This is a genomic window from Streptosporangium sp. DT93 (assembly GCF_049844535.1).
Lineage (GTDB): Bacteria > Actinomycetota > Actinomycetes > Streptosporangiales > Streptosporangiaceae > Streptosporangium.
In genome coordinates this window covers 852,060-868,727 of record NZ_JBNCLF010000001.1, presented here as the reverse complement: position 1 = coordinate 868,727, position 16,668 = coordinate 852,060, and the positions used below count along the sequence as shown (strand labels likewise).

The window sequence follows — 16,668 nt, the reverse complement described above, 5'->3', positions numbered from 1 at the left end:
CTTCGTGATGAGCCGTCCGGCCGGTGCTCCTCCCGGTGAGCCGTCCCAGTGGCTGTTCCTCCCGGTGAGCCGCCCGACCGGCGCTCTTCGCGACGCGTCGTCCGGCCGGTGCTCCTCCCGGTGAACCAACCGACCGATGAGCCGCGTACCGTCTCCGGGGACCGGCGGCGCGAGCTTCCCCCGCCGGTGCCGTACGGTGACCTTCTGCGCCGACGCGCGGCGGGGTTTCCTCGCCGCCGGCCCGGTGGCGAAGGGGACCGCCGCTCACCCGTGTGGTGCCGGTCGTCGTCGCCACCGGAGACGTCACCGATTCGTGCGGCACCGCGCCGCGTTTCCCCCCGGCCCCGAGGCCGGGGTCTGGACGCTGGAGGTAACTGATGAGTGATCTGGGCCACGTGCTCGTCCTGGCGGGCGGCCTCTCCTACGAGCGGGAGGTCTCGCTGCGTTCTGGCCGCCGCGTGAGCGAGGTGCTGCGAGGGGCGGGCATCTCCGTGGAGACCCGGGACACCGACGCGTCACTGGTCCCCGCCATGCTCGCGGACCCGCCGGACGCGGTCTTCGTGACCCTGCACGGCGGCGCCGGGGAGGACGGCGCCATCCGCTCGGTGCTGGAGCTCCTCTCCGTGCCGTACGTGGGCGCCGGTCCCGACGCCTGCCGGGTCGCCTACGACAAGCCCACCGCCAAGACGGTGGTCCGCTCGGTCGGGCTGCGCACCCCCGCGTCGGTGACCCTGCCCAAGGAGACCTTCCACGACCTCGGCGCCTCCGCGGTGCTGGCCCGCATCGTGGAGCGTCTCGGCCTGCCGCTCTTCGTCAAGCCGTCCCGGGGCGGATCGGCGCTCGGCGCCTCGATCGTCCGCGTCGCCGAGGAGCTCCCCGCCGCCATGGTCGGCTGTTTCGCCTACGGCGACACCGCGCTGATCGAGCGCTGTATCGAGGGGGTCGAGGTCGCCGTCTCCGTGGTGGACCTCGGGGAAGGGCCCGTGGCCCTGCCTCCGGTGGAGATCGTTCCCAACGAGGGGGTGTACGACTACGCGGCCCGCTACACCGCCGGGCACACGGAGTTCTTCGCTCCCGCCCGGCTCTCGCCCGAGGCCTCGGCGGCCTGCGCCGAGATGGCCGTGACCGCGCACACCGCCCTTGGTCTCCGGGACGTCTCCCGCACCGACCTGATCGTCGACGCCGACGGGCTGCCGCACTTCCTGGAGGTGAACGTCGCTCCCGGCATGACCGAGACCTCCCTGCTGCCCATGGCCGCCGAGGCGGCCGGGGACGACCTCGGCGCCCTCTGCCGCGTTCTGCTGGAGCAGGCCGCGGCCCGGGGCGCCTGACCTCTGCCCGTTATCCCCGATATCCCCGGGCAGACCTGCCCGGTGTCCCCGGTGTCCCCGGTATCCCCGGGCAGAAGGGCGCGGGAGAGGCCGGGGAGGGCAGGGCCCGGGGCTCCGTGGTGGTGAGGTGAGGTGGGGGATGAGGCCGGAGCGCGGGCGACGACGGTCCGGCCTCCCCGTACGCTGACCGTGTGCTGACCTCCACCTCATTCCCCAAGAGCTTCGCCAGTGACAACCACGCGGGGGTGCACCCCTCGGTGCTCGCCGCCGTCCTCGAAGCGAACACCGGTGACGCCCCCGCGTACGGCGGAGACCTCTGGACCGTCGCGATGGAGGACGCCTTCCGCGCCACGTTCGGTCCCCAGGCGACCACGTACCCGATGTTCAACGGCACCGGCGCCAACGTCGTGGGGCTCGGTCTGGCGCTCCGTCCCTACGACGCGGTGCTCTGCCCGGCCACCGCCCACATCAACACCAACGAGGGTGGCGCCGCGGAGCGCGTGCTGGGCGTCAAGCTGATCCCCCTCCCCGCGGAGAACGGCAAGATCTCCCCGGAGGACCTCCGGGGCGAGCTGGGAGCCCTGGGCAACATCCAGCACGCCCAGCCTCGCGTCGTCTCCATCTCCCAGGTGACCGAGTGCGGCACCTGCTACACGGCGGCCGAGATCGCGGAGCTGGCGGAGTTCGCGCACGCGCACGGTCTCTTCCTGCACATGGACGGCGCCCGGCTGGCCAACGCCGCGGCCGAGATCGGCTGTTCGCTCCGGTCCCTCACCACGGACGTGGGCGTGGACCTCCTCAGCTTCGGGGGGACCAAGAACGGCGCCATGGGCGCCGAGGCACTGGTGATCCTCCGCCCGGAGCTGGACGCCTCGGCACCCTTCCTCCGTAAGCAGGGCATGCAGCTCGCCTCCAAGATGCGTTTCGTCTCCGCCCAGTTGACCGCGCTCCTCACCGAGGATCTCTGGCGCGACAACGCCGCCCACGCGAACGCCATGGCCCACCGGCTCGCCGATGGCATCGCGGATCTTCCCGGCGTCTCCCTGCGCTACCCCGTGCAGTCCAACGCCGTCTTCGCGGCCCTCCCGGAGAAGGCCGTCGTGGAGCTGATGCAGCGCTATCTCTTCCACGTCTGGGACGCCACCGAGAACGTGGTCCGCTGGGTGACCGCCTTCGACACCACCCCCGAGCACATCGACGCCTTCGTGGCCGACATCAGGCTCGCCGTCCAGGGAGCGTCCGGCTCCTGAACCGCCCGTGTTTCACGTGAAACATGGCGCGTCGCCGTTCGAGGGTCTCCTCTCTTCGCTCGCGAAGCCTTCCGCGCCGAGGGTGATGTTCTGCCCTCTCCTCCGCGCATTCCTCCAAAGCGAGGCTCCGGGCGGACCCGCCTTCCCGGCCACCGTCTCTCCTTCTCCGCACATCCGGGACTCCTGAGCGCGCTTCCCGGTACGAGCCCGACAGCCTTCGAAAAGCCCGTCGACACTTCCATTCCGGAGCCTCTCGTTGTCGACGCGAGGACAGCGGGCAGGGGGACGCACTCGCCCCGTCGAGGTTTCACGTGAAACATCGCCCTCCCACGAGTACTCCTCTCGGTAGCGCGATTCGATCGCGAGCCCCAGACGACAAAACGATCGGCGTTGTTTCACGTGAAACAACGCCGATCGTCTGAGATCGGAGAAGAGCGAACGAGGCGCCGCCCGCAGGAGAATCCCGAGGCGCCCCGCAGGAGCTCCCGAGGCGCCGTCCGACGGGAGACCCGGAGGCGGCCGGTCACCCCTCCGTCGGTTGCAGTGACCCGGGAGCCATCGTGCCGATGATGCGCTCCAGATCGTCGATGGTCGCGAACTCCACCACGATGCGTCCCTTACGACGGCCGAAGTCGACCTTCACCCGGGTCTCGAAACGGTCGGAGAGCCGGTCCGCCAGCTGCCGGAGGGCGGGCTCCTCGTCGGGCTTCGCCCGGGGGGCACGCGGAGCCGGTGCGGGGGCGGCCTTCGCGTCACCGACGGCCACGATCTCCTCGACCGCGCGGACCGAGAGCAGCTCTGCCACGATCCGGCGGGCGAGGTGCTCCTGGGCGGCGGGGTCCTCCAGCCGGAGCAGGGCCTTCGCGTGCCCGGCACTGATCGTCCCCGCCGCGACGCTGCGCTGTACCGCGGCCGGCAGCTTCAGCAGGCGGATCGTGTTGGTCACGTGCGAGCGGGAGCGGCCGATCCGGGTGGCGAGCTGTTCGTGGGTCGCGCCGAAGTCGTCGAGCAGCTGCCGGTACGCGGCGGCCTCCTCCAGCGCGTTGAGCTGCTCGCGCTGGAGGTTCTCGATCAGGGCGTCGAGCAGGAGCTTGTCCTCCTGGGTGCTCCTGACGATCGCGGGGATCTCCGACAGGCCGGCCAGCTTGGAGGCGCGCCAGCGGCGCTCCCCCATCACCAGCTCGTACTTGCCCTCGCCCATCGCGCGCACCACGATCGGCTGCAGCAGGCCGACCTCCCTGATCGAGGTGGCCAGCTCGCTCAGGGCCTCGGAGTCGAAGACGTCCCGGGGCTGACGCGGGTTGGGGACGATGTCCCCGACCGGGATCTCAAGGAAGTAGGCGCCCACGACCGTTCTGGGACCCGGCTGCTCCGGCACCACCGGCTCGGAAGCTGCCAGCGTCACGGTCATCGACGCCGGCGGCTCCGCGACGACGGTGGGTCCCGTCGGGATGAGCGCGCCCAGCCCCCTGCCCAGCCCTCTCGGTTGCTTGCTCACGGCCCCTCCGGTGGCTTCAAGGTGTCACCCAGACTGACATGTCCGCGGTCACGACCGCGACGCTCCCGGCCCTCATACCGTCACGGCGCGGTATGCGATCTCTCGGGCGGCGTCCATGTAGGCCATCGCACCGCTGGAACCCGGATCGTACGTCATGACGGACTGGCCGTAGCTCGGCGCCTCGGAGACCCGGACGCTCCGGGGGATCAGCGTGCTCAGCACGGTGGCCCCGAAGTGGGAGCGGACCTCCTCGGCCACCTGGGAGGCCAGTCGGGTACGCCCGTCGTACATGGTCATGAGGATGGTGGAGAGATCGAGTGTGGGGTTCAGGTGGGCCCGCACCAGATCGACGTTCCTCAGCAGCTGCCCGAGGCCCTCCAGGGCGTAGTACTCGCACTGGATCGGGATCAGCAGCTCGTTCGCGGCCATCAGCGCGTTGACGGTCAGCAGGCCGAGCGACGGCGGGCAGTCGATGAGGATGTAGTCGAACGTGACGTCGTACGCGGTCAGCGCGCGCTGGAGGCGGGCCTCGCGGGCGACCATGGAGACCAGCTCGATCTCGGCACCGGCCAGGTCGATCGTGGCGGGAGCGCAGTAGAGGCCCGGCATGTCCGGGACCTCCTTCACCACCTCCGCGAGCGGCAGGTCCTCCACGAGGACCTTGTACATGTCCGGGACGTCACCGCGGTGCTCGACGGCCAGGGCCGTCGAGGCGTTGCCCTGCGGGTCCAGGTCGACCACGAGCACGCGCTGGCCGTGCATGGACAGGGCCGCGGCGAGGTTGACCGAGGTCGTGGTCTTGCCGACCCCGCCCTTCTGGTTGGCCACGGTGAAGATCCGCGTCTTGGCGGGCCGGGGCCAGTCTCCGTCCCGGACACCGGCGGCGGCTCCGGTGGCGGCTCCAGGGGAGGCGGCGGTCTTCTGGGCCGATGTTTCACGTGAAACCACTGAACTGAGTGCCTCTCGTACCAGCGGCGAGTCGCCGGGGTTAAGGGGGGTCTGGGTCACGGGTGTCGTCCTTTCGACCGGCCCGGCGGGGGCACCGGAAGCCGGTGCCGGCCAGCCGAGACCGGAAAGGCGTCCAGGCGGCGGAGCCACGGAGTGCTTCGGCCAGCCGAGACCGCTCGCCGCGCTGGCGATCGAATGCGCACGGTCGTTCACTGGCCTCGTACTCGCTTCGCTCGGTTCATCCACTGGCTTCGCGCTTGCTCCGCGAGGCGCGATCCTTCCGGCCAGAGGCCTTCCGCGCTCCCGTGGGAGCTCGACCGGCGACCACCCGGATGAGAGTTGCGGGCGGCTCGACCTTACCGTGCCCGACTGATGCGAGCTCGGCGGTTCGTACGTCACTCGTGTGCAATTGCTCCTTGGCGTCCGCCAGTTCCTCGGCGGCGCGCTCGCCCTTCATGGCCAGCAACTCGCCTCCCTCACGCAACAGCGGCAACGACCATTTCAGCAGACGCCCCAGGGGCGCCACCGCCCGGGCCGAGGCCACGTCGAATTCCCGCCTGCCCGCGAACTCCTCCGCCCGGCCGCGCAGCACCTCGACATTGCCGAGCCGCAGGGACTCCACGCACTCCTCCAGGAAGACCGTCCGGCGCAGCAACGGCTCCAGCAGGGTGACGGTGATGTCGGGTCGTACGATCGCCAGGACCAGGCCGGGCAGTCCGGCGCCCGAGCCGATGTCGACCAGGCGCACGTCCGGGCGTACGACCTCGGCGACCACCGCGCAGTTGAGCAGGTGGCGGTCCCACAGGCGCGGCACCTCCCGGGGGCCGATCAGCCCGCGCACCACGCCGGGACCGGCCAGCAGCTCCGCGAACGCCTGCGCCCTCACCCAGGCGTCACCGGTGAAGACCTCACGCGCGACCTCGGGCGGTTCGGGGATGTGGTCACTCACTCGACGCTCACTCTTCCCTTGGACATGTCGGGGTCAGGCCGATCTCAAGGCTAACGGCCCGCCTCGGCGTCGTCGTACAGGCCGCGCGTGCGCGCCCTGCGGGGAAACGCCCCGCGACACCACGGCGGGTCCCCGGCACCTCCCCGGCAACGAGAAACCGCCGCCCCCGGAGGTACGGGGACGGCGGTCTCTGGATCACCGGCACGGACACGGGCTCATCGGCGCGGACCACTCGGTGAGCCCGGACGTCAGGCGGGCGGACTCGCCGGGTGACGGACGGGCTCGCCAGGTCTCGGGCGGACAGGCTGGCCGGGTCTCAGACGGGCAGGACGACCACGAAACGGCGGGGCTCCTCGCCCTCGGACTCGCTCCGCAGTCCCGCCGCCGCGACGGCGTCGTGCACGATCTTCCTCTCGAACGGCGTCATCGGCTGCAGGGACTTGGGCTCGCCGTCCCGCTTGACGTCCGCCGCGACCTTGGTGCCGAGCTCGCTCAGCTCGCTCCGCCGGCGGTCGCGGTAGCCGCCGATGTCGAGCATCAGGCGGGACCGCTCGCCCGTCTGCCGGTGCACGGCCAGCCGGGTCAGCTCCTGGATGGCCTCCAGCACCTCGCCGTTGGGACCGACCAGATCGCCACCCTTGATGTCCACGACCGACACCACCGCGCGATCACCTTCGACATCCATGTCGATGTCACCATCTATGTCGGCGATGTCGAGCAGACCCTCGACGTAGTCCGCCGCGATCTCGCCTTCCTGCTCCAGGGCGGCGAGATCGGGAGCCGCCTTCGCTGGCTCCTTCTCGGCCTCGGCCTCGGTCACGTCCGGCCACTCCTTCGTGCTGTCGGGATGGGACGTCAGGACTTCTTGCTGCCGCTCCGCTTGCTGCGGGGCTGGCGGGTGGGCTGCTGGCGGATCACCTTCACCTCCGGCACGGGCGGCGCCTCGGGCTCGGGAGCGGGCTTCCTGACCTTGCTCAGCAGTCCCGGCTTGGGCTCGGGGATCGTGACGTTGCCCTTGGCGTCGGTCACCGGGGAGGGGTTACGGCTGTAGAACCAGTGCTGCTGGCCGAGGGTCCAGACGTTCGTCGTCACCCAGTAGAGGATCAGGCCGAGGGGAAAGTTCAGCGAGAAGATCGCGAACAGCGGCGAGATGTACATCAGGATCTTCTGCTGCTGCGCCATCGGGTTGTCCGGCGCCTGCGCGATCGCGCGGGTCACGCTCTGCCGGACGGTCAGGAAGGTGGTCAGCGAGCTGATCGCCACGAAGATCGCGAGCACGACCTTCGTGATGATCGGGTCGGCGCTCAGCTTGACGATGTCGGCGGAGCTCGTGAAGAACGTCGCGGGGATGGGGGCGCCGAAGATGTGCGCGGCCCGCGCGTCGTTCACCAGCTGCTGGGTCATGCCGAACTTGACCTGCCCCGCGGCCATGGCCTGGAGCACGGTGAACATCGAGATGAAGATCGGGAACTGTGCCAGGATCGGCAGGCAGCCCCCCAGCGGGTTGGCGCCCTGCCCCTGGTAGAGCGCCATGACCTCCTGGTTCATCCGCTGCTTGTCGTTCTTGTAGCGCGCGCGGATCTCCTGGACCTTGGGCGCCAGCTCCTGGATCTTCTTCGAGGAGTGCATCTGCTTGAGGAAGAGCGGGAAGATCAGCAGTCGCATCAGCACGGTGAGCGTGACGATGGTCAGCGCCCAGTTGAGCCCGTTGTCCTTCGGGATGAAGGTGCTGTAGCCCTGGTGAATCCAGGTGATTACTTGGGCGACGGCCGTGTACAGCCAGTTCAGCCAGGACAGCTCCACCGAGCTAGCTCCCTTGCGTTTCGTCGGACCGGCCCGGGCGCGGGGGCACCGGGTCAAAGCCTCCGGGATGGAATGGGTGGCAACGCCCGATTCTCCGGATCGTCAACCATGTGCCGCGTAGCGCGCCGTGAACGGCCACGGCTTCGAGGCCGTAGGCACTGCACGAGGGGTGGAAGCGGCAGCGGGGACCCAGCAGAGGGCTCACGAAGGACCGGTAGAACCGGATCGGAGCCATCAGGATCCTGGCGGCCGGAGAAATCCCAGCGGTCTGCTGCGCCGTCATCATCGCCCATCCGTGCGAGCCCCGCGAGGCTCTGGCCGCCTGAGTAAACGATCCAGCGCGGCGTCGAGTTCGGCGGCCAGACGCTCGCTCCGCGCGGACGCGGCCGGTGGGTTGGCGCGTACAACCAGCAGGCTACCTCGCGGAAGCCGTTCGAGACGGTCTCGCATGAGGTGTCTCAGCCGACGTTTGACCCTGTTTCTGGTGACCGCATCCCCAACGGCGCGGCTCACCACGAATCCGACCAGGGGGAGGGCGTCCTTGTCCGCACGCATGCCGAAATGCGCGACCAGTGTGGGGCGGCCTGCTCGGCTTCCCCCTCTGATCGCGCCGGCGAACTCGTCGCCCCGGCGCATGCGGGACGCGGACGGCAACAACCGAAGACCTCGTCGACCCTGGGCGGTAGCGCCTGTCGCCCGCCGGCGGTGATGATGCCGGCGGGCGACGGGCGTACTGCCTCACGCCTCGCGGAGCGGGGCGCGACGGATACGTCAGACGGTGATCTCGGCGCGGCCCTTGCGGCGGCGGGCGGCGAGGATGGCGCGGCCGGCGCGGGTGCGCATGCGGAGCCGGAAGCCGTGGGTCTTCGCACGACGGCGGTTGTTCGGCTGGAAAGTACGCTTGCTCACGAGTGGGCTCCAGGCTCAAAACGCGTCCCCAGCACATGGGGACGCTCGACAGTGGCTGGCCTGCCGGATGCGGGGCATGCGAAATAGCCGCCGCGTGGCAAGCCGACCGTCGTACGTTACGGGTCGGGCGCGTCCCAGGTCAAACCGGAGGGCTTCCGGGAACACGTGCAGAACAGGTTATCCACGTTTCCACAGGCACGTTATCCACCGGCGCCCCGCCGTCCACAGGATGTGCGCATCGTCCCGCCCGTACTGCCCTAGGCTGTGGACAACGTCTTGTACACAGCTGTGGACGCGGCTACTGTCGTCCCTTCCAGACCTTCTCTCCACTGCAAGGATGCGTTGGACCGCAGGTACGAGACTGTGCACAACCTGTGGATTCGATGTGGATGACGAGCGGCGCCCGTGAGGGCCCACGCGGGTCCGCGGGGACGCCGACGTGGGGACGACGCCGAGATCCGGTCCGCCCGGCGGCCATCGATGTGGATAAACGGATCGCGTGGGCCGGCGGGGGCCGCGTCGGGAGAAGAGGAGCCGGACCATGGACGGAACGGACCTCAGCGCGGTCTGGGCGCGGGCACTGGAGAACTCCCTCAACGAGAACGTTCCCTCCCAGCAGCGGGTCTGGCTCAACATGACCCGACCCTTCGGCCTCATGAACGACACCGTGGTCCTCGCCGCGCCGACCGATTTCGCCAGAGATGTCCTGGAAAACAAGCTTCGTCCCCTGATCAGCCACGCGCTCTCCCAGGAGTTCGGCCGCCCGATGCGGGTGGCGGTCATGGTCGACCCCAGCGCCGCGGGTCCAGAGCCCGGTCTGGCCTCCCGCCAGGACCCTTATCCCCAGGCTCCGCAGCAGGGTTATGCACAGGGCGGCGGGAACCAGCAGGGTTATGCACAGCCGCCGGGACCCCAGCACCACGGGGGTTCCGGCGCGCAGAACCCCTATCCGGGGGGCGTGCCGGGCAACCCGTCGTCCACCGACTATCCACAGCACCAGCCACAGCACCAGCCGTTCTCCTACCCCTACCAGCAGGGTGAGGACCCGCCCCCGTCCTACCTGCCCTCCGAGGCGCCCGGCGGGCCCCCGCAGACCGAGCAGCGGCCCGGGTACGGCCGGGGCGGCTACCCTCCGCAGCCACCGGCACCTCGGCCCGAGCCCGACTCCTTCGACCGGGGCACGCCGGCCACGGCTCCCCCCGGGCCCGGCGGCATCGGCGGTTCCGGCGGAGCGGGGACCGTGCAGAACAGGTGGGACGGCCGGGGCAGCCGCACCCAGGGCGAGCCGGCCAGGCTGAACCCCAAGTACACCTTCGACACCTTCGTGATCGGCTCCAGCAACCGGTTCGCGCACGCCGCGGCGGTCGCGGTGGCCGAGGCGCCGGCCAAGGCGTACAACCCGCTGTTCATCTACGGTGACTCGGGCCTGGGCAAGACCCACCTGCTGCACGCGATCGGCCACTACGCCCAGAGCCTCTACGACGGCGCGCGGGTGCGGTACGTGAGCTCGGAGGAGTTCACCAACGACTTCATCAACTCCATCCGCGACCACAAGGCCGACAACTTCCGGGGTCGCTACCGGGCCGTGGACATCCTGCTGGTGGACGACATCCAGTTCCTGGAGGGCAAGGAGCAGACGCAGGAGGAGTTCTTCCACACCTTCAACACGCTGCACAACTCCAACAAGCAGATCGTCATCTCCAGCGACCGGGCCCCGAAACAGCTGGTCACGCTGGAGGACCGGCTGCGCAACCGGTTCGAGTGGGGCCTGATCACCGACGTCCAGCCGCCCGAGCTGGAGACCCGGATCGCGATCCTGCGCAAGAAGGCGATCCAGGAGGGGCTGGCCGCGCCGCCGGAGGTGCTGGAGTACATCGCCAGCCGCATCTCCACCAACATCCGCGAGCTGGAGGGCGCCCTGATCAGGGTGACCGCGTTCGCGAGCCTGAACCGGCAGTCGGTGGACCTGCAGCTCACCGAGGTGGTGCTCAAGGACCTGATCACCGAGGACGCCGGCTCCGAGATCACGGTCGCCACGATCATGGCCTCCACCGCGGCCTACTTCGGCCTGTCCATCGACGACCTGTGCGGCGGGTCGCGCTCGCGGGTGCTGGTGACCGCCCGTCAGATCGCCATGTACCTGTGCCGGGAGCTGACCGACATGTCGCTGCCGAAGATCGGCCAGCAGTTCGGCGGGCGGGACCACACCACGGTCATGCACGCCGACCGGAAGATCCGCTCGCTCATGGCGGAACGACGCTCGATCTACAACCAGGTCAACGAACTCACCACGAGGATCAAGCAACAGTCCCGTAATGGGTGAGTTCGTCCCAAGCGTGATACACAGCCTGTGGAAAACCTTGTGGATCAACGACCCGTGGGGGCGGAAAGACCTCCCGGCCGTCAACCATGATCATCTATGAACACGCAGGGCCGAACCGTGTTCGGCACCTGTGGACGACTCTGGGGAGAACCTGGGGAGAACCTGGGGAAAACTCGTGGATAACCTGGGGACGCCCTGTGGGGAGAGTTTTCCACAGGGACAAAAAGGTCTCTTACCCGGTGGATAACCTGGGGAAACCTCGTGGACAACTTGGGGACGAAGACCCCCGGATCTGGGGACGGCCTGTGGGTACCGCGAGGTTCTCCCCAGGACCAAGAGTTGTCCACAGCGGTCACCCACAGCCCCGGTGGATGAAAAAACAGCACGTGACCTGCGGAAACGATGGCTTTCCACAGTATCCACACCCCCTATTACGATGGCCACCTGTATCTCTAACCAGGAAACCCAAGAGCCATAAGAGGGTTCCGGGAGAGTTCAGGTGCGCGACAGTGAACACTCGAACCCCAGGCACCGAGAACCCAGACGAACCCCAGCGCCGCGCGGACGACGCCCGGCGCGCAGCTCGACACACAGGAGGCGGATCCACGTGATGTTCCGGGTCGATCGAGACGTGCTCGCCGAGGCGGTGGCGTGGACCGCGCGCAGCCTCCCCGCGCGTCCCTCCGTGCCGGTGCTCGCCGGCATGCGTCTGGAGGTCACCGAGACCGGCCAGCTCAAGCTCTCCGGTTTCGACTACGAGGTCTCCGCCGAGGTGACGCTCGAACTGCAGACCGGGGAGCCCGGCGTGGTGCTCGTCTCCGGCAGGCTGCTGGCCGAGATCACCAGGGCGCTGCCCGCACAGCCTGTGGACGTCGTGGTGGAGGGCGCCAAGGCCGTGGTCACCTGTGGAAGCGCCCGGTTCACCCTGCTGACCATGCCGGTGGAGGACTACCCCTCGCTGCCGACGATGCCCCCGGCCGCGGGCCGGGTGGGCAGCGACGTCTTCGCCTCGGCCGTCGCGCAGGTGGCGGTGGCCGCGGGCAAGGACGACACGCTGCCGATGCTCACCGGCGTACGGGTGGAGATCGAGGGCGACACGGTCACCCTCGCCGCGACCGACCGCTACCGCCTGGCCGTGCGGGAGCTGAAGTGGCAGCCGGGCCAGCCCGACTTCTCGGCGATCGCGATGATCCCGGGCAGGACGCTCGCCGACACGGCCAAGGCCCTGGGCGGCACCGGCGCCGAGGTGGAGATCGCGCTGAGCTCGGCCGGCGGGACCGGCGAGGGCATGATCGGCTTCTCCAGCGCGGGGCGCCGCACCACCACCAGGCTGCTCGACCCGGAGTTCCCCAAGTACCGCTCGCTGCTGCCCACCGAGTTCTCGGCCCGCGCGCAGCTGCCCACCGCCGCCTTCGTCGAGGCGGTCAAGCGCGTGGCCCTGGTCGCCGAGCGCAACACCCCGGTGCGGATGGCCTTCCGCGGCGACGAGGTCGTCCTGGAGGCCGGCAGCGGCGACGAGGCTCAGGCGGTCGAGGTGCTGCCGGTGGAGTTCGAGGGCGACGACATCAACATCGCCTTCAACCACCAGTTCCTGCTGGAGGGGCTGGGCGCGATCGACTCGGACGTGGCGCGGCTGCAGATGACGACCTCCACCAAGCCCGCCATCCTCACCGGGGGCAAGCCCGCCGCCGACGACAAGGCCGTCCCCGACTACCGCTATCTGATCATGCCCATCCGGCTGTCCAGCTGATGGCCCGGGCGCCCCGGTCCGCCCCGCCCGCTCCATCCGCCGCGTCCGCCCTGTCGGCCCCGTCCGCCCCGTCCGCCACATGGCTCAAGGCGTCCCTCAACGGCGCCAGGCGTCCCGGGGAGCACCCCGCCCTCCCCGTGACCCCCCTGCAGCTCGCTGAGGCGGCCCGTGAGGCCCGTGGGGCGGGTGCGGACGCCGTGCACATCCATCCGCGCGACGAGGCGGGCAGGGAGTCGCTCAGCGCCGCCTGCGTCGGCGCGGCCGTCCGCGCCGTCCGCGAGGCGTGCCCGGGACTGCCGGTCGGGGTGAGCACGGGCCTGTGGATGACCGCGGGGGACACCGGCGCACGGCGGGAGGCCGTACGGGGGTGGGCCGCGCTCGGCCCCGCCGGCCTGCCGGACTTCGCCTCGGTGAACCTCGCCGAGCCCGGCTTCGCCGACCTGTGGAAGGATCTGCGGCGGCTCGGGGTCGGCGTGGAGGCCGGGGTCTGGACGCCCGAGGGCGCCGAGGCCCTCGCCGCGTCCGGCCTGGAGTGCGAACGGGTGCTCGTGGAGATCCTCGGCGGCCCGGCCGGCACCGCCGTGGCACGGGCGAGCGCCGTCCTGGACCGCCTCGACGGGCTCGGTGTCGCGGGGCCCCGGCTCCTGCACGGAGAGGGGGAGCCGACGTGGATTCTCCTGGACGAGGCGGGGCAGCGTGGACTTGCCACGCGCATCGGCCTGGAGGACGTCCTCCACGGCCCCGACGGTGACCCGGTCGACGGGAACACCGAGCTGGTGAGGCTCGCGCGGGCGCGCCTGGCACAGGTGGATGATCGAAACCCTGAAGGGGGTGCTCGTATGCAGATCGGCATGGTCGGGCTGGGCAAGATGGGCGGCAACATGGCCGAGCGGCTGCGCCGCGGCGGCCACGACGTCGTCGGGTACGACCGCGATCCGGCGCTCAGCGACGTCTCCAGCCTGGAGGAGCTCGCGGAAAGGCTCCAGGCGCCGCGCGCGGTGTGGGTGATGGTGCCCTCCGGCGAGGCGACCCAGGCGACGATCGAGGCGCTCGCCGAGGTGCTGTCGCCCGGCGACCTCATCGTCGACGGCGGCAACTCGCACTACGTGGACGACCAGAGGCACGGCGCCGAGCTCAGCGCCAGGAACATCGGCTTCGTCGACTGCGGCGTGAGCGGCGGCGTCTGGGGGCTGGAGAACGGCTACGCGCTCATGGTGGGCGGCGAGGCCGCCGAGGTCGAGCGGGTGATGCCGGTCTTCCAGACCCTCAAGCCCGAGGGCGAGGACGGCTTCGTGCACGCCGGCAGCATCGGCGCGGGCCACTTCGCCAAGATGGTCCACAACGGCATCGAGTACGGCATGATGCAGGCCTTCGCCGAGGGCTGGGAGCTGCTGGAGGCCTCCGGCATCGTCAAGGACGTGCCCGGCGCGTTCAAGAGCTGGCGGCACGGCACGGTCATCCGCTCCTGGCTGCTGGACCTGATGGTCCGCGCCCTGGACGAGGACCCGGACCTGTCGCAGCTGGAGGGCTACGCCCAGGACTCCGGCGAGGGCCGCTGGACGGTCCAGGCCGCCGTCGACATGGCGGTCCCGCTGCCGGTGATCACCGCCGCCCTGTACGCCCGGTTCGCCTCCCGCCAGGACGACTCGCCGGCCATGAAGGTCGTCGCGGCCCTGCGCAACCAGTTCGGCGGCCACGCCGTGACCTCCAGGGCGGGCTCGGTCGAGAAGGGCGCCGACGCCCCCGGCGCCGACGTCGCCCCGCCCCCTGAGGCCACCGGCTGACCCTCGCCGCTGCGGCCCGCGCCACGCCCGCCCCGGGCCCGGCGCGGGCCGTACCGCGTCCCGGGGGAGCGGAACGCCCCGCCGGCCGGCGGGGCCGACTAATCTTCCTGGGGTGCATGTCGCCCATCTCTCCCTGACCGACTTCCGGTCCTACGAAACCGTCGATCTCGGCATGGAGCCGGGGATCACGGCCTTCGTCGGCCCCAACGGCATGGGCAAGACCAACCTCGTCGAGGCGCTGGGGTACGTGGCGACACAGGCGAGCCACCGCGTCGCCAACGACGGGCCGCTGGTCCGCCAGGGCGCGGCGCGCGCGATCGTCCGCTCGTCCGTGGTGCGCGAGGACCGGCGCGCGCTGATCGAGCTGGAGATCAACCCCGGCAGGGCCAACCGCGCCCGGCTGAACCGCTCCCCCGTCTCCCGCCCTCGCGAGGTCGTCGGCCTGCTGCGCACGGTGCTGTTCGCCCCCGAGGACCTCTCCATGGTCAAGGGCGACCCCTCCGAGCGCCGCCGCTTCCTCGACGACCTCCTGGTGGCCAGGACGCCCCGGTTCGCCGGGGTGCGCGCCGACTACGACCGGGTGCTCAGGCAGCGCGGCGCCCTGCTGCGCACCGCCGCCCAGGCCCGCAGGGGCCGGGGCAGGAGCCCGCGCCGGGCCGAGAGCGACGCGGCGTTCGCCGAGGCCGGCGCCGGGGACCCGCTGAGCACCCTGGAGGTCTGGGACGCCCACCTGGCCGGGCACGGCGCCGAGCTGCTCGCCGCCCGGCTGGAGCTGGTCGAGACGCTGCGCCCGCTGGTGGCCGCCTCCTACGCCCGCCTGGCGCCCGACTCGGCCCCCGCCGACCTGGAGTACCGCGGCACCCTGGACGCCGGGGCCGGCACCGATCGCGCCAAGCTCGCCGAGATGCTGCGGTCGGCCCTGTTGGAGGTGCGCGCCTCCGAGCTGGAGCGCGGCGTGACCCTCGTCGGCCCGCACCGCGACGATCTCTTCCTCGGCCTGGGCGAGCTGCCCGCGCGCGGCTACGCCAGCCACGGCGAGTCGTGGTCGTTCGCGCTGGCGCTCAGGCTGGCCGCCTACGACCTGCTCAGGGCCGACGGCGGCGATCCGGTCCTGATCCTGGACGACGTCTTCGCCGAGCTGGACAACAGGCGCAGGCGCCGCCTGGCCGAGATGGTCGCCCCCGCCGAGCAGGTGCTGATCACCGCCGCGGTCCCCGACGACGTGCCGGCGGAGCTGGTCGGGGGGCGTTTCGACGTGACCGAGGGGGGCGTGGCCCGTGTCCGGTGACGACTCGCCCGCCCCGGGAACCGGTGGGACGGGAGCCGGAGCGGAAGGCGCCGGTGCGGGCGGCGACCGTACCGGGGGCGGGGGCGACGGGGTCGCGCCCGGGTCGGCGAGGAGCGCGGCCGCCCGGGGCGCGGCGATGGCCAGGGAGAAACTGGCCCAGGCCAAGTCGGACGCGGCCAAGCGGGGACAGCTGCCCCGCCGCGAGCCGCGGCGCAGGGCCTCGGGGCAGCGCAGGGACTCGGGCGACCCCCAGCTCTTCGGGCGGGCCATCGCCGACCTGCTGGCCGACCGGGGCTGGGAGCAGCCTGTCGCGGTCGGCGGGGTCTTCGGCCGCTGGCAGCAGATCGTCGGCGCCGACATGGCCGCCCACACCAGGCCGGAGACCTTCGCCGACGGCGAGGTGCTCGTGGTCGCCGACTCCACGGCCTGGGCCACCCAGGTCCGCCTGCTGGCGCCGACGCTGGTGAGAAGGCTGAACGAGGAGCTCGGCGACGGCACGGTGCAGCGGGTCAAGGTCCGCGGGCCGCAGAACGGGCCCCGCCGAAACGGCGGCCTGCGCGTCACCGGAAGTCGCGGTCCCGGCGACACCTACGGCTGATCCGGGGGCCGATCCGGCCTCTCGAAACGGATCAGTGGCCCCTCTGGCGCGACGGACCCCGTCCGCGTAGGGGGATGTTCACGACGATGATCGTCGCGCGACAGGCCATTCCAGAGGCCGTCAATGCCACAGGATGTGCTCTGAGCCGCTAGAATGAAATCGAATTCCGGACACGTCCGTTTGCGTGTCACCCCCGGCGTCCATGCCGGTTCCCCTGGGTGAGCGCATCGGGGCATT

Annotated in this window: 15 protein-coding genes and 1 pseudogene; 8 read left to right on the top strand and 8 right to left on the bottom strand. The window is 70.8% G+C overall.

All coding sequences use genetic code 11. The features are described from left to right. The first annotated feature begins 377 nt into the window (after positions 1-377). Both ACLQ2R_RS04265 and ACLQ2R_RS04260 read left to right on the top strand, forming a co-directional pair. Positions 378-1,331: a D-alanine--D-alanine ligase family protein gene (locus tag ACLQ2R_RS04265; protein WP_425957940.1), complete on the top strand. Its 954-nt coding sequence runs from the start codon at positions 378-380 to the stop codon at positions 1,329-1,331. Positions 1,332-1,522: 191 nt separating this feature from the next. After that, complete coding sequence (locus ACLQ2R_RS04260) at positions 1,523-2,581, top strand: threonine aldolase family protein (RefSeq protein ID WP_425957939.1); 1,059 nt, start codon at positions 1,523-1,525, stop codon at positions 2,579-2,581. A 523-nt stretch (positions 2,582-3,104) separates the two neighbouring features. Here ACLQ2R_RS04260 and ACLQ2R_RS04255 read toward each other — a convergent pair. The 8 genes from ACLQ2R_RS04255 to rpmH form a co-directional block, all read right to left on the bottom strand. Next, positions 3,105-4,079: a ParB/RepB/Spo0J family partition protein gene (locus tag ACLQ2R_RS04255; RefSeq protein WP_425957938.1), complete on the bottom strand. Its 975-nt coding sequence runs from the start codon at positions 4,077-4,079 to the stop codon at positions 3,105-3,107. Positions 4,080-4,151: 72 nt separating this feature from the next. After that, positions 4,152-5,087 (bottom strand): ParA family protein, encoded by a 936-nt coding sequence (locus ACLQ2R_RS04250; protein WP_425957937.1) that lies wholly within the window; start codon positions 5,085-5,087, stop codon positions 4,152-4,154. 178 nt (positions 5,088-5,265) lie between these two features. Continuing rightward, a complete protein-coding gene (gene rsmG / locus ACLQ2R_RS04245; RefSeq protein ID WP_425957936.1) occupies positions 5,266-5,976 on the bottom strand; it encodes a 16S rRNA (guanine(527)-N(7))-methyltransferase RsmG in 711 nt (236 codons plus the stop codon). A gap of 316 nt (positions 5,977-6,292) precedes the next feature. Beyond that, positions 6,293-6,796: a protein jag gene (locus ACLQ2R_RS04240; RefSeq protein WP_425957935.1), complete on the bottom strand. Its 504-nt coding sequence runs from the start codon at positions 6,794-6,796 to the stop codon at positions 6,293-6,295. Between the two features lie 35 nt (positions 6,797-6,831). Then, complete coding sequence (gene yidC, locus ACLQ2R_RS04235) at positions 6,832-7,779, bottom strand: membrane protein insertase YidC (protein ID WP_425957934.1); 948 nt, start codon at positions 7,777-7,779, stop codon at positions 6,832-6,834. Positions 7,780-7,783: 4 nt separating this feature from the next. Further along, the gene (gene yidD / locus ACLQ2R_RS04230) at positions 7,784-8,065 is read right to left on the bottom strand and encodes a membrane protein insertion efficiency factor YidD (RefSeq protein WP_425582575.1); all 282 of its coding nucleotides are present in this window, start codon (positions 8,063-8,065) and stop codon (positions 7,784-7,786) included. After that, on the bottom strand, positions 8,062-8,433 hold the full coding sequence (gene rnpA / locus ACLQ2R_RS04225) for a ribonuclease P protein component (RefSeq protein ID WP_425958165.1): 372 nt from the start codon (positions 8,431-8,433) through the stop codon (positions 8,062-8,064). Before rnpA ends, yidD begins: the two co-directional genes overlap by 4 nt. Positions 8,434-8,550: 117 nt before the next feature. Further along, positions 8,551-8,688, bottom strand: coding sequence for a 50S ribosomal protein L34 (gene rpmH, locus ACLQ2R_RS04220; protein ID WP_184543430.1), 138 nt, complete (start codon positions 8,686-8,688; stop codon positions 8,551-8,553). 541 nt (positions 8,689-9,229) lie between these two features. Here rpmH and dnaA point away from each other — a divergent pair. From dnaA to ACLQ2R_RS04190, 6 genes and pseudogenes are all read left to right on the top strand, one after another. After that, positions 9,230-11,011, top strand: a complete 1,782-nt coding sequence (dnaA, locus tag ACLQ2R_RS04215; RefSeq protein WP_425957932.1) for a chromosomal replication initiator protein DnaA — start codon at positions 9,230-9,232, stop codon at positions 11,009-11,011. Between the two features lie 607 nt (positions 11,012-11,618). Continuing rightward, a complete protein-coding gene (dnaN, locus tag ACLQ2R_RS04210) occupies positions 11,619-12,761 on the top strand; it encodes a DNA polymerase III subunit beta (protein WP_425957931.1) in 1,143 nt (380 codons plus the stop codon). Next, positions 12,761-13,558: pseudogene (locus ACLQ2R_RS04205) on the top strand (3-keto-5-aminohexanoate cleavage protein); the annotation flags it as partial. The gene dnaN and the pseudogene ACLQ2R_RS04205, both read left to right, overlap by 1 nt. 42 nt (positions 13,559-13,600) lie before the next feature. Next, positions 13,601-14,545: a phosphogluconate dehydrogenase (NAD(+)-dependent, decarboxylating) gene (gene gnd, locus ACLQ2R_RS04200; RefSeq protein ID WP_425958164.1), complete on the top strand. Its 945-nt coding sequence runs from the start codon at positions 13,601-13,603 to the stop codon at positions 14,543-14,545. Positions 14,546-14,657: 112 nt separating this feature from the next. Beyond that, entirely contained in the window at positions 14,658-15,833 is a 1,176-nt protein-coding gene (recF, locus tag ACLQ2R_RS04195; RefSeq protein WP_386239307.1) for a DNA replication/repair protein RecF, read from the top strand. Continuing rightward, positions 15,823-16,431 carry a DUF721 domain-containing protein gene (locus ACLQ2R_RS04190; protein ID WP_425957930.1) on the top strand — a complete coding sequence of 203 codons (609 nt, stop codon included), beginning with the start codon at positions 15,823-15,825 and terminating at the stop codon, positions 16,429-16,431. Before recF ends, ACLQ2R_RS04190 begins: the two co-directional genes overlap by 11 nt. The last annotated feature ends 237 nt before the right edge of the window (positions 16,432-16,668 follow it).

Excerpts from the sequence above, each read along its gene's own strand:
- yidD (WP_425582575.1), bottom strand. The coding sequence starts at position 8,065 with ATGATGACGGCGCAGCAGACCGCTGGGATTTCTCCGGCCGCCAGGATC.
- ACLQ2R_RS04265 (WP_425957940.1), top strand. The coding sequence starts at position 378 with ATGAGTGATCTGGGCCACGTGCTCGTCCTGGCGGGCGGCCTCTCCTAC.
- dnaA (WP_425957932.1), top strand. The coding sequence starts at position 9,230 with ATGGACGGAACGGACCTCAGCGCGGTCTGGGCGCGGGCACTGGAGAAC.
- gnd (WP_425958164.1), top strand. The coding sequence starts at position 13,601 with ATGCAGATCGGCATGGTCGGGCTGGGCAAGATGGGCGGCAACATGGCC.